The organism is Sphingomonas echinoides ATCC 14820 (assembly GCF_000241465.1).
Lineage (GTDB): Bacteria > Pseudomonadota > Alphaproteobacteria > Sphingomonadales > Sphingomonadaceae > Sphingomonas > Sphingomonas echinoides.
This window is the reverse complement of record NZ_JH584235.1, coordinates 3675509-3687825: the sequence shown is the minus strand read 5'-3', so window position 1 is coordinate 3687825 and position 12317 is coordinate 3675509. Positions and strand designations below refer to the sequence as shown.

Sequence of the window (12317 nt, the reverse complement as noted above, 5' to 3'; positions counted from 1 at the left end):
TGGCGAGATGGTCGCGTCGCGATTACACCCGAGAGATGATCCGTTTACTGCCCCTCGCCCTTCTCCTCCTGCCCGCAGGCACCATGGCCGATACCCCGCGCCCGCCCGAACCGCCCTTGCTCACCTGGCCCGACTTGACCGGGCGGGCGCAGCCGAAGCCCGACGCGACGATCGCCTATGGCACCGATGCACTGCAACAGGTGGACGTGTGGCTCCCCGCCGGGGCCGGCCGACATCCCGTCGTGCTGATGGTGCATGGGGGCTGCTGGACGACCAGCATCGCCGATCGCAGCCTGATGAACTGGATCGCCGATGATCTGCGCAAAAGCGGGATCGCGGTGTGGAACATCGAATATCGCGGGGTGGATCGTCCGGGCGGTGGCTATCCCGGAACCTTTCTCGACGCCGGTGCCGCCGCCGACGCGCTGACCGCCAACGCCGCGCGCTTTCATCTCGACACTACCCATGTGGTCGCGGTCGGCCATTCGGCCGGCGGACACCTGGCGCTGTGGCTGGCCGGACGGTCGCGACTGCCCAAGGACAGCCCCCTGCACAGCGCCCACCCGATCACGATCCGCCATGTCATAAGCCTCGGCGGGTTGCCCGATCTGGAAGCCACCGCCGCCAGCCCCGATAACGGGTGTGGCACCGAAATCGTCGCGCAGCTGGTCGGCAAGCCCGGCACCCGCGCCGATGTTTATGCCGATACCTCCGTCCCCCGCCTGCTACCGCTCGGTGTGGCGCAGGATCTGGTCAACGGGCGTGCCGACGCGATCATTCCGTTGCGCCTTGGCACGGCCTATGTTGACCAGGCTCGCGCCAAGGGAGACCGCGCCGCTTTGCACATCGTCGAACGCACCGGCCATGTCGAACTGATCGCACCGGAGACGGCCGCCTGGGCGCAAGCAAAGGCGCTGATCCGCAGCGCGCTGGCGCAATGACGCGCGACGAAGCGCGCGCGCGCGACGCTGCCGATCCGCTGCGCGGCTATCGCGACCGCTTCGCGCTGCCCGACGGCGTACTCTATCTCGACGGCAATTCGCTTGGCCCCTTGCCGCGCGACGCCGCGCCCGCGCTCGCTGATATGGCCGGGCGGCAATGGGGCGAGCGGCTGATCCGCAGCTGGAACGAGGGCTGGATCGACGCCCCGCAGCGCATTGGCGGCAAGATCGCGGCGCTGATCGGGGCCGACCCCGACGAAGTGATTGTGGCCGATTCCACCTCGGTCAACCTGTTCAAATTGCTCGTCGCCGCCCTTCGCCACGATCCGGCGCGCCACACCATTGTCAGCGAAACCGGCAATTTCCCGACCGATCTGCACATCGCCGAAGGCGCGGTTGGCTGCGTGGCCGGTGCGCGGCTGAACGCGGTCGCGCGGGGCGCGATCAGTGCTGCGATCGACGGCGACACCGCAGTAGTCCTGCTCACCCATGTCCATTACAAAACCGCCGAGCGCTTCGACATGGCGTCGTGGACCGCCGCCGCCCATGCCGCCGGGGCGCTGACCTTGTGGGACCTCAGCCACAGCGTCGGCGCGGTGCCGGTCGACCTCAATGCCGCCGGAGCCGATCTCGCGGTGGGCTGCGGGTATAAATATCTCAATGGCGGGCCCGGTGCCCCGGCGTTCCTGTTCGTCGCGCGACGCTTGCAGGAGCGCTTGGCAAGCCCGTTATCGGGTTGGATGGGCCATGCCGCGCCGTTCGATTTTGCCGACGCCTATCAACCGGCCAGCGGCATGAAGCGATGGCTGGCTGGCACCCCTTCCATGCTGGCGATGGCGGGGCTGGAGGCGGGGGTCGACCTGTGGCGCGCCGTCGACCAGCAGGCGGTGGCGACGAAGAGCGCCGCGCTGTTCGATCAATTCGCCGCGATCGGTGCGCGCCTCAACCTCGAATGCGCCAGCCCCGCCAATCCCGAGCGGCGTGGCAGCCATATTTCGTTCCGCCATCCTCAGGCCTATGCGCTGTGCCAGGCGCTGATCGCGCGCGGCGTGATTGGCGATTTTCGCGACCCTGACATCCTGCGTTTTGGCCTGACGCCGCTCTATCTGGGGTTTGAGGATGTGTGGTGCGCCGGATCGATCCTCGCGGACATCCTGACAAGCGGCGCGTTCCGCGACCCCGCCTTCGCGCAGCGCAATGCGGTGACCTGATCCGTTGGGGCCAGCATCACTCCGCCAACCCGCACACCCCCAAGCTGATTGCACCACCGCCGCGCTTTCGATATAGCGACATCCTTACCGCCCCGGCCCGCGTTCCCCGCGTCGCCGGGGCCTATCGTTTTCAGCTTTTGGTTTTTAGGGGTATCCGCGCACATGGCACGCCGCCGCCAGATCTACGAAGGCAAGGCCAAGATCCTCTATGAGGGGCCTGAGCCAGGGACGCTGATCCAGTATTTCAAGGATGACGCAACCGCCTTCAACGCCCAGAAAAAGGGCACGATCAGCGGCAAGGGCGTGCTCAACAACCGGATTTCCGAGCATATCTTCACCCTGCTCGGGCTGATCGGCGTGCCAACGCACTTCATCCGCCGCCTCAACATGCGCGAGCAGTTGATCCGCCAAGTCGAGATCATCCCGATCGAAGTGGTGGTGCGCAACGTCGCCGCCGGATCGATTTCGACTCGACTCGGCATTGAGGAAGGCACCCAGCTTCCCCGCACGATCATCGAATATTATTATAAGGACGATGCGCTCGGCGATCCGATGATCACCGACGAACATATCGCCGCGTTCGGCTGGGCCGGGCAGGAAGAGATGCACGACATTGCCGACCTGGCGATTCGCATCAACGATTTCCTGTGCGGGCTGTTCGCCGGGATCGGCATTCGCCTGGTCGATTTCAAACTCGAATTCGGGCGCGTGTGGGACAATGACTATCCGCGCATCCTGCTCGCCGACGAAATCAGCCCCGATGGCTGCCGCCTGTGGGACATGACCACCAACGAGAAGCTCGACAAGGATCGCTTCCGGCGCGATCTCGGCGGTGAAGTCGAGGCGTATCAGGAAGTTGCCCGCCGTCTCGGGCTGCTGCCCGAAGGTGCCGACAATGCCGTGCTCGATCTCGAAAAGCATCGGCTGAGCAAGGGCAAATAAGCGCATGGCGGGGTGGCGGCAGCTTCGGGCCGCCGCCCCGGCGGCTGTGTGGCCCTATGCGGCCCTGGCGATCGCTTATGTGCTGAGCGTGCTGCGCGTGGTCGGGTGGGCGGGCCTCACCGACCCCACCGCACTCTACTGGCATGATTGGCAGGACCAGTCGCTCTACATACGCTCGGCGACCGCGCTGGCGACCGGCGATCTGGCACCGAGCCTGCATTATTACCCCTTGCTCTATCCGTTGCTCGGCCTGCCGTTCCTGCATCTGTGGCCGAGCCAGCCGTTTTTCTTCGTCAATCTGGCCTGCTATCTGCTGGCCTTTGCCGGCTTTCGCAGCGTCGCGCGCAGTTTTGGCGTGCCGCTATGGGGGGCGGTGCTGCTGTTCGCAGCGACGACGCTCCCGCAATTCGACCTTGCCAAAGTGTGGATCGAGCCGTGGACGAGCACACCGGCGGCGGCGCTGCTGTGGCTCGCGTTCGGGGCGATGGCGCGGCTGTGGGAAGAGGCTTCCTATTCCCCCTTTTCCCTTTCCCGGGGAAGTAGGGAGGAGGAACGCCCAACGGGCGGATCTCGCTGGCCCGCGAGCGTCCTCGGCCTGGCGCTCGGCCTGATCCCGTTCGCCCGCCCCGGCGACGTCATCATCGGCGCGATCATCGGGGCGTTCGCCATCGCCGCGCTGATCCGGGCGCGAGACGGCCGCGCTGCCCGCTATGCCGCTGCCGGCTTCATCCTGTCCTTCGGTGTGCTGGCCACGCTGTTCGTGGCGATCTACGGCCTGCGCCCAAGCCCTTACATGCTCTATTCGGCGCAATATGGCTTCAATTTCGCGTGGCTCGGCTGGAAGGCCTATGTCCTGCTGGTCGAGCCCCGCGCCTGGTTCGGCGAAGGTGTCGGGTTGCTCGATGCGGCCCCGTGGCTGCTGCTCGGCGGAGCCGGTATGCTCGCGGCTTGGTGGACCCCAGCTGCAAGGCGGCCGGTGACGCTCGCGGTCGCAGCGGCGGGTGCAACCTATGTCGTCCTGATGCTCGCTTATGTCGATTTGCTGCCGACCGGGCTGTGGCGCTTCAACAATGTGCATTATTTCAAATGGGTGCTCCCGCTGTTCGGGCTGTTCGCACTGCGTTTCGTGCTCGATGCGTGGCGGCGGCCGGTGACTCTGGTCGCGCTGCTGCCGATTCTGCTTGCGCTGACGATCCGGATCGACCCCGTGCCAGTTGAGGCTCATCAACCCGCGCGCATGGTGGTGTTCCCGGCCCCGGTCGGTGCCGCATGGACACCTACCTATTTCGCCACCGCATGGTTGACCGACGCGCGTGGCGAGCAACGCAACTCTTTTGATTACCATCAGATTTTGGCCGAAAATCGCGTGCGCGCAGTCGCCCTGCGACGGCCGTTCGCGGGCGATGAACGCTGGATCGGCGACGACCATGTCCGCGCGCAATTGGAGGGGCGCGATACCGGCGGCTATGCCCCGCTCTATCTCACCGGCCCGTGGCCCAAGACGACGATCGCCCGCTATGGCGCGCGGATATCCGTCGGCCTGCCCCATTGGTTCGAACCGCGCGAGACCGCGCGCCACTGACCCCTGACGCCACACGACGCTTGCGACACGGCGCGCACAGGGCCATAGGGTGCCGCGCTAACGACCAGCAGCCAGGACATGCCCATGAAGCTCCGCATTTTCGTCACGCTGAAGCCCGGCGTGCTCGATCCGCAGGGCCGCGCGATTCACAAGGCTCTCGGTGGCCTCGGCTTCGGCGGCGTCAACGATGTGCGCGCGGGCAAGCTGATCGAACTCGACGTTGCCGACGACACCAGCGACGACCGGATCGACGCGATGTGCCGCGAATTGCTCGCCAACACCGTCATCGAAAACTATCGGATCGAACGCGTATGAAGACCGCGGTCATCGTCTTTCCCGGCTCCAATTGCGACCGCGACATCGCGACCGCGCTGCACGAGGTCAGCGGCGTCGCGCCGACGATGGTGTGGCATGCCGATAGCGACCTGCCCGATGGCGTCGGCCTGATCGCCCTGCCCGGCGGCTTTTCCTATGGCGATTATCTGCGGTCGGGCGCGATCGGCGCACGCTCGCCGATCATGCGCGCGGTAACGGCGGCGGCCGAGCGCGGCGTGCCGGTGCTCGGCATTTGCAACGGCTTTCAGGTGTTGACCGAGGCGGGGTTGCTGCCGGGCGCGCTGATGCGCAATGCCGGGCTCGATTTCGTCTGCCGCGAAGTGGCGCTGACCGTCGATAATGCGCAAAGCGTGTTCACCAGCCGCTATGGCGCGGGCGAGCAGATCATCATCCCCGTCGCGCATCATGACGGCAATTATTCGGCCGATGCCGAAACGCTCGACCGGCTGGAAGGCGAAGGCCGCGTCGCGTTCCGTTATGCCGAGCCGGTCAATGGCTCCGCGCGCAACATTGCGGGCGTGCTCAATGCAACCGGCAATGTGCTCGGCCTGATGCCACACCCCGAACGCCGCATCGAAACCGCGGCACATGGCGGCAATGACGGACGGCGGATGTTCGAAGGCTTGCTGGAGCTGGTCGGGGCGTAACGACGGACCGACGCCTCTGCTTCCGTTCGTTTCGAGCGAAGTCGAAAAAACTGGCACGGCGCTTGTGGCTGTTTCTCGACTACGCTCGAAACGAACGGCTCAAGGGAAAGCCTTTACCCTCTCAGGACTGGGGCCGCATCGATCCTAAATCTGGAACGGTGAAAAGTCCGTCCCGCGGTCGTAAACGTCCACGCCCTCGCTGCGCTTCAGAACGTTGACCACCAGGTAGGTCACCGGCGTCAGCAGCACTTCCCATGACACTTTCAGCACGAACTGGCTGAGCATCACCATGCCGATCTGCTCGACCGGCCAATCGGCCAGCCCGTAAAAGGCGATCGGGTAGAAGATCAGGCTGTCCGCCCCTTCCCCCACGATCGTGCTACCGATCGTGCGCGTCCACAGATATTTGCCGCCGGTGGCGATCTTCATCTTGGCGAGCACGAAGGAGTTGAGCAGGTCGCCCACCCAGAAAGCGGTGATCGACGCCAGGATGATCCGCCAGCCAGCGCCGAACACGCGTTCATAAGCGGCCTGCCCGTTCCAGCCCTGTGCGACCGGCAAATGCACCACGGTCCATTCCATCACCGCCATGAACAGCAAGGCACCGAACCCCGCCCACAACGCGCGCCGCGCCCGAGCATAGCCATAGACTTCGGTCAGCACGTCATCGATGACATAGGAGACGGGGAAGAACAGGATGCCCGCGCCGAACGGCCACAGCCCGATCCACGGAAGGTTGATGACCGAGCGCTTCTCCGCACCGATCACGTTCGACAGCAGCAGGATGACGACGAACGCCACCATCACGAAATCGAAATAGCGGAACTGCCGTCCACCCAGATCGCGCGCGTTGATACTCTGTGGTGTCGTCATGCGGATCCGCCTTTGCCCTCGCGCGGCAGTTATGAAGGCCGTTTCGCTGCGCCGCAATCCACGCTACAGGCGAATCCGGTGCGCGCCCGTAGCTCAGTTGGATAGAGCAAGGAGCTTCTACCTCCTCGGTCGGGGGTTCGACTCCCTCCGGGCGCGCCATACCGCCGATTGGTCACCGCGCTCTGCCTGCATGGCGGTGCGGAAATCCATGCGAAACAAACCGATCCTAGCGGGCGTGGCATATGCACACCACACCCCGCCGCCTCGCCCTCCAGACCCCGCTCGCGCTGGCGACAATACTGCTTGGCTGCGGCCTGACCTCGCTCGCGCATGCCGACACCGGCGCTGCGCCCCCCGCTAAGGGCGGGGCGTCCGCGCCCGCCCGGCAGGCGAGCACGACCGACGACATCGTCGTTACCGGACGCGCGCTGCCGGGTGCGGTGATTGGCGACATCCCGCCCGAGAACCGCCTCAACCCCGCCGATGTCGCGGCGTACGGCGTGTCGACGATCAGCGAACTGCTCGATGCGCTGGCCGACCAGACGCAGAGCGACCAGGGGCGCGACAGCAGCAGCGCGCCGGTCGTGCTGGTCAACGGCAAGCGCATTTCGGGCGTCAACGAAGTCGGCGACTTGCCGACCGAGGCGATTTTGCGGGTCGATATCCTGCCCGAGGAAGTCGCACTGAAATATGGCTATGACGCGCAGCGCAAGGTGGTGAACATCATCCTGCGCCGCCGCTTCGTCGCCCGTATCGCCAATGCGAGCGCAGGCATGGCCGCTGCGGGCGGCGACGAGAATGGCACCGGCATGCTGGGCTATGTCCGCATTCACGACAATGACCGCTTCAACATCGCGGCGAGCGCCACAGCGACCGGCCAAGTGCTGCAAAGCCAGCGCAATGTGAAATCCACCAACACCGCGACCGATGCCAGCGGCACGGTGGTCGACGATACCGCCGACCGCACGCTGCAAGGGACATCGCGCAGCTACCGCCTGAACAGCGCGCTGGCGCATCGCCTTTCGGAAAGCGTCACCGCCTCGTTCAACGCGACCGGCAGTTTCCAGACCAGCGATTCGCTGAACGGCCTGCCGACCGCGACGCTGTCGGTGCCCGGGCAGGAGGATGAGGACGCGACCACGGTCCGCCGCGTGCTGACCGACCGGGCCTTGCGCCAGCATAGCGAGACCGCGAGCGCGCATGGCGGTGTCACGCTCAACGCCGATGTTGCCAAGGACTGGCAACTCTCGGCGATCGGCGCGTACGACCATAGCGACGTCCGCACCACCACCGACCGGGGGTATACCACCAGCGCGTTGCAAGCCGCGATCGATGCCGACCCGAGCATCGCGACCAATGGCAGCGCCTTTTCCACCAGCACGCTCGGCAGCCTGCAGCGCCAGCATTCGGTGGCGATCACCGATAGCGGCAGCGCCAGCATCGTCGCGATGGGCAAGCTCGCGACCTTGCCCGCCGGGCCGCTGCGCACCACCCTGCGCATCGGCGGGGCGTATAGCGCGCTCTCCTCCGAGACGATCGGCGACGCCGCGACCAGCCCCACCACCTTCAGCCGCTCCGAATTCAACGCGCAGGCCAGCCTGGACGTGCCGCTGACCAGCACCAAGACGCACTTCCTGGAGGCGATCGGCACGCTGTCCGCCAACGTGAACGTGGGCACGACGCGGTTGTCCGATTATGGCGCGCTCGGCACGCTCGGCTATGGCCTCAACTGGACCCCGCACAAACGCATCAGCATCATCGTCTCGGTCAATGAAGACCATGTCGCGCCGACGCTGGATCAATTGAACGCGCCGACCATCGCCACCACCAACGTGCTGGTCTATGACTATCGCAGCGGTCGCACCGTTTCCGTCACCCAGATCAGCGGCGGATCCTCCACGCTGTCGGCCGACGACCGGCACGTGTTCAAGGCCGCCTTGTCCTATGCCGCCCTTGCGAGCACGCGCACCAAGCTGACGCTGAGCGCCAATTATCTCAACAGCCGCACCGACAATGCGATCGGCCGCTTGCCGACGCTGTCGGCGGCGGTCGAGGCGGCGTTTCCCGACCGCTATGTCCGCGATGCCTCGGGCACGCTGATCTCGGTCGATGACCGCGCGGTCAATTTCGCGCGCGAGGAGCGGCAGGAGATTCGCTCGGGCTTCACCTTCTCACGCGTGTTGCGCGCGGCCAAGCGGCCAACGCCGCCCGCCAACTGGCATCCGCCCGCCAATTTCCGGCCATGGGGCGCGGGGGCACCGCACCCCGGTGCTGCCGTTGCCGAGGGTGCCGCTGCGCACGCTACCACGCCGCGCAACATGCCGACCCCCGACCGGGGTACGCCCGACCAGGCGGTGCCGGGGACCGATGGCGACGACATCGTCGTCGAGGGCCACCGCGCACCACGCGAGGATTTCGGCGGGCCGCCGCCCTTTGGCGACCGCCCGCCCCCGCCAGATGGCATGGGCCCGCCGCCGGACGGCATGGGCCCTCCCCCCGATGGCATGGGACCGCCCCCCGGCGGACCGGGAGGCCCTGGTGGCCCCGGTGGACCGGGAGGCCCTGGTGGCCCTGGCGGCCCGGGTGGTTTTGGCGGTGGCGACAACAGTCTGCGGCTGCAACTGTCGGCGTTCCACAGCTGGTTCTTCCGCGACCGGCTGGTGTTGCGCGATGGCGGCGGCACGATCGATTTGCTCAATGGCGGCTCCACCGGCAGTGGCGGCCAGCCGCGCCACACGGTGCAAGTCGATGCCGGCATCGTCGACAATGGCATCGGGTTTCGGCTGAGCGGATCGTGGAAAAGCGCCACCACCGTCGACACCGCGACCGACGGCAGTGGATCGCTGCACTTCGGCGCGCTCGCCAAGCTCGATCTGCGCGTGTTCGCCAATCTGGAACAGCGCTTCTGCGGCCAGGCCTGGGCGCGCGGCACGCGGGTGACGCTGGCGGTCGGCAATGTGTTCGATGCGCGCCAGCGAGTGCGCGATGCGAATGGCGCGACGCCTTTGGTGTACCAGCCCGACCTGCTCGATCCGCTTGGCCGCACGCTGAGCGTGTCGCTGCGCCGGCTGTTTTAGGGGGGCGTGGCGCGGGGCGCGATACGAGGATCATCGCCCCACACCCGGACGGTCAGGCTGGCGATCTGGACGCCAAATAATGACCATTCGTTAAGCGCAATCTTTCCCGTTTCTCCGTCCGCGCTTCGCCATTTCGGGAAAGAGCAATTGGGAACGATTTTGGGAAAGCAAAACCCGCAGGCGTCGGTCAGCGCGATCGAGGCGGCTATATTTCCGCCAGACATTCGGTTTTGAGAACGCCGGATCATAGCTGTCACACAGCCGTCACCCTCGAAAGAGCATCGATTGTGGGAAGGCGGACTGGCACTCAACTCAGTTGGTGATATCAACAGTCACGTTGCTAAAGTCTCCACAACGAAGTGCTTCGCGATCGATTAGCAGCACAAGCGAGTAGCAATCGCCCCAGATAAATCCGGCAATCTTACTCGTGTGAATTTCCAGCAATACCTCGTTTGGGCTTTCGGGTCCGTGGGGAGTGTAAATGTGCCCGAGAGGAGCGTGGCCCATCGCAGCGAGGCCGTCATGCGTTTCGCTTCGCCATTTAGCTTCAACGCGGTCGCGGAGGGGTGTTGGCAAATCTGTAGGCGTCGACGTGTAGGCCTTAATCGCATGATTTGTGAGACCGGCTTCGTAAAGAAGCCACCAAAGTTTTAAATCGGAACCTTTAGGCTGCCAATCAAGCAACTTTGTTTCTTCCAATATCAATTCAGCATTCCCGTCACCATCCGTGCGGGTATATTCTTTTCGATAGGCATTAAGGTCGGCGAGTTCGCCAATAAAGCTGGCTATCGAGGCCGGGTCCACTTTCCCTTCAGAGCGCATCCGCCCTTCAATTTCGAAAAACCGTACAAAGGTGTCTAACACCTCGGCGCGTTTCCCTTCGAACCATGCAGCGTCGGCAGGACGCAGTTTCTTCATGGCCGGGAAGCGCACGATGTCTCGCGCCAGACGCGTCACCGCATCTTCGAGTGCCGTGCATAGCAGTGAAACGGTTTGGCGATCAAAGGGATGATATGCGGGATCGACCAAGGTGCCCTGTTCGGGCGATTCCGTTGCTCGGGGCGCATCAGAGTCATGCAGTTCGTTACCCGAACGGGTTTCGACAATTAGCGGCCATTTCGGAAGCGCGAAGGTCGCTGGTTCCTTAAAGTCGAAAATACGAGTCCAATCGGCGTCGTTCGGTATCGGGGCCTTCACTTCAACTAAAGGGCCATCGAAGTGCAGTATCGACGGCTTTAGCGGGTGCTTCTCCGAAAGGAATATGCCTAGCCATCCGAACCTCGGACCTACGCCGCCCCACAAATCTCTTGGTAGCGCAGAAAGATCGATCTGCCCGACGAATAGTAGCTTCTGTCCGCCCTCCTCAGGCCAGACCGTGCCTTGCGGCATGGCGGCATTGCCCCCGAACCATCCGGCTATTGGCCCCACCCCAATGGGAATTTGAGGCTTTAAAATTGCAATATTTCGTTGGCTAGAGCGAGCGGCATCCTTCATCCGATCGGTATCGGACTGATAGCCAAGGAACTCGGCGATGAATTTTCCGCCCTCGCCCCCTGTGCCCGCACTTTTCTTGCGTCCGAACATGCCCGATCTCTCCCTGCCGATCGAACGTACATCCACCCGGTTGAAGATCGATTAAGCCTTTCCCTTATGTTCCGCCGTTTCGCCGGCGTTCCCGTTGAACCATCCTTTTTTGGGAACGTCGGCAGCTGCCCAATGTCGGCTATCGCCACCCACCTTCCCCGAAAGCAGCCGGTCTGCTGTCCACCAATTCCCGCCGCTCGCTGCCCCACCTCCCAATCCCGCTCCCCCCGGGAGAGGGGTGTCGGATGCGCCTGGTATCAGCCCTCCGCAGGATTCGACATAACGCCCGCCGCGATGGCGGCACCATAGGCTTGTGCGACGAAGTCCATCAGGGCGTTCGCTGATGGCGATGCCGCGGCGAAGGCGGGTTGCTGATGCGTTTCGCGCGCCACCATTTTCATCTTGCGGGTCAGCGCTGGATCGCCGCCCGTCGCCTCAAACACCTTGCCCATCCAGCGCCGGGCGAGGTCGATCGCTTGCGGGGAGTGCGGGTCGCCGATGGTCATCAGCCGGGTGGCCTCTTCGTGCAAGGTGCCCCAATCCGCATCGGGCTGGTGCATGCCGCCATAGCCATTGGCGTCCAATGTCGCCTGATCGGCGGGAGAGAAGTGTTTGGCGGCGATCGCCTGATAGGCGGCGCTGACATCGTTGGTGCGTGGGTCGGTCATGGCGGTTTCCTTGGTAAGGTCCATCAATTCGTCCGAGGAAAGGCCCCCTTGGTGGGCGAGTTTGGCGCGCGCGGCCGACAGCAACCGGAGCGCCTCCGCCACGCGCGTGGCTTCCTGGCGCAACAGCTGTTCATGCAGTTCCAGGAACGCAGCCAGGTCCGCAAGGTCGCCCGACAGGAGATCGGCAATGCGACGGAGCGAAAAGCCGAAGCTCTTGAGCGCGATGACCTGATGCAGACGTCGGATCTGCTCGGGGCCATAGACCCGCCAGCCCGCCGCCGTGCGTTCCGCCCGCACCAGGCCGTACCGCTCATACACCCGCAAGGCCTTGCCGCTCACCCCAAAGCGGCGGGCGGCCTCTGCGGAACGGAGATACGGCTCGGTTTGCGCCACGGTGTGCCCTTCATCGAACGAATCGCTCTATCGGGCCTGCCCCAGGGGCCGGTGCAAGGGGAA

At 64.7% G+C, this 12317-nt stretch carries 10 protein-coding genes and 1 tRNA gene; 8 read left to right on the top strand and 3 right to left on the bottom strand.

The genetic code is table 11. From position 1 onward, the window contains the following. The first annotated feature begins 35 nt into the window (after positions 1 to 35). The 6 genes from ON00_RS17045 to purQ all read left to right on the top strand — a co-directional run bounded on the left by ON00_RS17045 (position 36) and on the right by purQ (position 5659). Positions 36 to 941, top strand: a complete 906-nt coding sequence (locus tag ON00_RS17045) for an alpha/beta hydrolase family protein (RefSeq protein WP_029623040.1) — start codon at positions 36 to 38, stop codon at positions 939 to 941. Then, positions 938 to 2152: a kynureninase gene (kynU, locus tag ON00_RS17040; protein ID WP_010407922.1), complete on the top strand. Its 1215-nt coding sequence runs from the start codon at positions 938 to 940 to the stop codon at positions 2150 to 2152. Before ON00_RS17045 ends, kynU begins: the two co-directional genes overlap by 4 nt. Before the next feature lie 162 nt (positions 2153 to 2314). Further along, entirely contained in the window at positions 2315 to 3094 is a 780-nt protein-coding gene (gene purC, locus ON00_RS17035) for a phosphoribosylaminoimidazolesuccinocarboxamide synthase (RefSeq protein WP_010407920.1), read from the top strand. 4 nt (positions 3095 to 3098) lie between these two features. Beyond that, the gene (locus ON00_RS17030) at positions 3099 to 4676 is read left to right on the top strand and encodes a hypothetical protein (RefSeq protein WP_010407917.1); all 1578 of its coding nucleotides are present in this window, start codon (positions 3099 to 3101) and stop codon (positions 4674 to 4676) included. 84 nt (positions 4677 to 4760) lie between these two features. Further along, complete coding sequence (gene purS, locus ON00_RS17025) at positions 4761 to 4991, top strand: phosphoribosylformylglycinamidine synthase subunit PurS (RefSeq protein WP_010407914.1); 231 nt, start codon at positions 4761 to 4763, stop codon at positions 4989 to 4991. After that, entirely contained in the window at positions 4988 to 5659 is a 672-nt protein-coding gene (gene purQ, locus ON00_RS17020) for a phosphoribosylformylglycinamidine synthase subunit PurQ (RefSeq protein ID WP_010407912.1), read from the top strand. Before purS ends, purQ begins: the two co-directional genes overlap by 4 nt. Before the next feature lie 144 nt (positions 5660 to 5803). On the opposite strand, the gene ON00_RS17015 is transcribed toward purQ, so the two are convergent. Next, positions 5804 to 6532 carry a queuosine precursor transporter gene (locus tag ON00_RS17015; protein ID WP_010407909.1) on the bottom strand — a complete coding sequence of 243 codons (729 nt, stop codon included), beginning with the start codon at positions 6530 to 6532 and terminating at the stop codon, positions 5804 to 5806. A gap of 82 nt (positions 6533 to 6614) precedes the next feature. Between ON00_RS17015 and ON00_RS17010 the strand changes: the two genes are divergently transcribed. Together ON00_RS17010 and ON00_RS17005 are read left to right on the top strand one after the other, a co-directional pair. Further along, positions 6615 to 6691 (top strand) — tRNA-Arg (locus tag ON00_RS17010). An 83-nt stretch (positions 6692 to 6774) separates the two neighbouring features. Then, positions 6775 to 9609 (top strand): TonB-dependent receptor, encoded by a 2835-nt coding sequence (locus ON00_RS17005; protein WP_010407907.1) that lies wholly within the window; start codon positions 6775 to 6777, stop codon positions 9607 to 9609. A gap of 312 nt (positions 9610 to 9921) precedes the next feature. Here ON00_RS17005 and ON00_RS17000 read toward each other — a convergent pair whose 3' ends face one another. Continuing rightward, entirely contained in the window at positions 9922 to 11193 is a 1272-nt protein-coding gene (locus ON00_RS17000) for a DUF1963 domain-containing protein (RefSeq protein ID WP_010407901.1), read from the bottom strand. Positions 11194 to 11450: 257 nt separating this feature from the next. Next, a complete protein-coding gene (locus ON00_RS16995) occupies positions 11451 to 12254 on the bottom strand; it encodes a MerR family transcriptional regulator (RefSeq protein ID WP_010407898.1) in 804 nt (267 codons plus the stop codon). Positions 12255 to 12317: the final 63 nt, after the last annotated feature.

Bases quoted from the DNA above. Each gene is read 5' to 3' on its own strand.
- ON00_RS17045 (WP_029623040.1), top strand. From the start codon at position 36: ATGATCCGTTTACTGCCCCTCGCCCTTCTCCTCCTGCCCGCAGGCACC.
- kynU (WP_010407922.1), top strand. From the start codon at position 938: ATGACGCGCGACGAAGCGCGCGCGCGCGACGCTGCCGATCCGCTGCGC.
- purC (WP_010407920.1), top strand. From the start codon at position 2,315: ATGGCACGCCGCCGCCAGATCTACGAAGGCAAGGCCAAGATCCTCTAT.
- ON00_RS17030 (WP_010407917.1), top strand. From the start codon at position 3,099: ATGGCGGGGTGGCGGCAGCTTCGGGCCGCCGCCCCGGCGGCTGTGTGG.
- purS (WP_010407914.1), top strand. From the start codon at position 4,761: ATGAAGCTCCGCATTTTCGTCACGCTGAAGCCCGGCGTGCTCGATCCG.
- purQ (WP_010407912.1), top strand. From the start codon at position 4,988: ATGAAGACCGCGGTCATCGTCTTTCCCGGCTCCAATTGCGACCGCGAC.
- ON00_RS17015 (WP_010407909.1), bottom strand. From the start codon at position 6,532: ATGACGACACCACAGAGTATCAACGCGCGCGATCTGGGTGGACGGCAG.
- ON00_RS17005 (WP_010407907.1), top strand. From the start codon at position 6,775: ATGCACACCACACCCCGCCGCCTCGCCCTCCAGACCCCGCTCGCGCTG.
- ON00_RS17000 (WP_010407901.1), bottom strand. From the start codon at position 11,193: ATGTTCGGACGCAAGAAAAGTGCGGGCACAGGGGGCGAGGGCGGAAAA.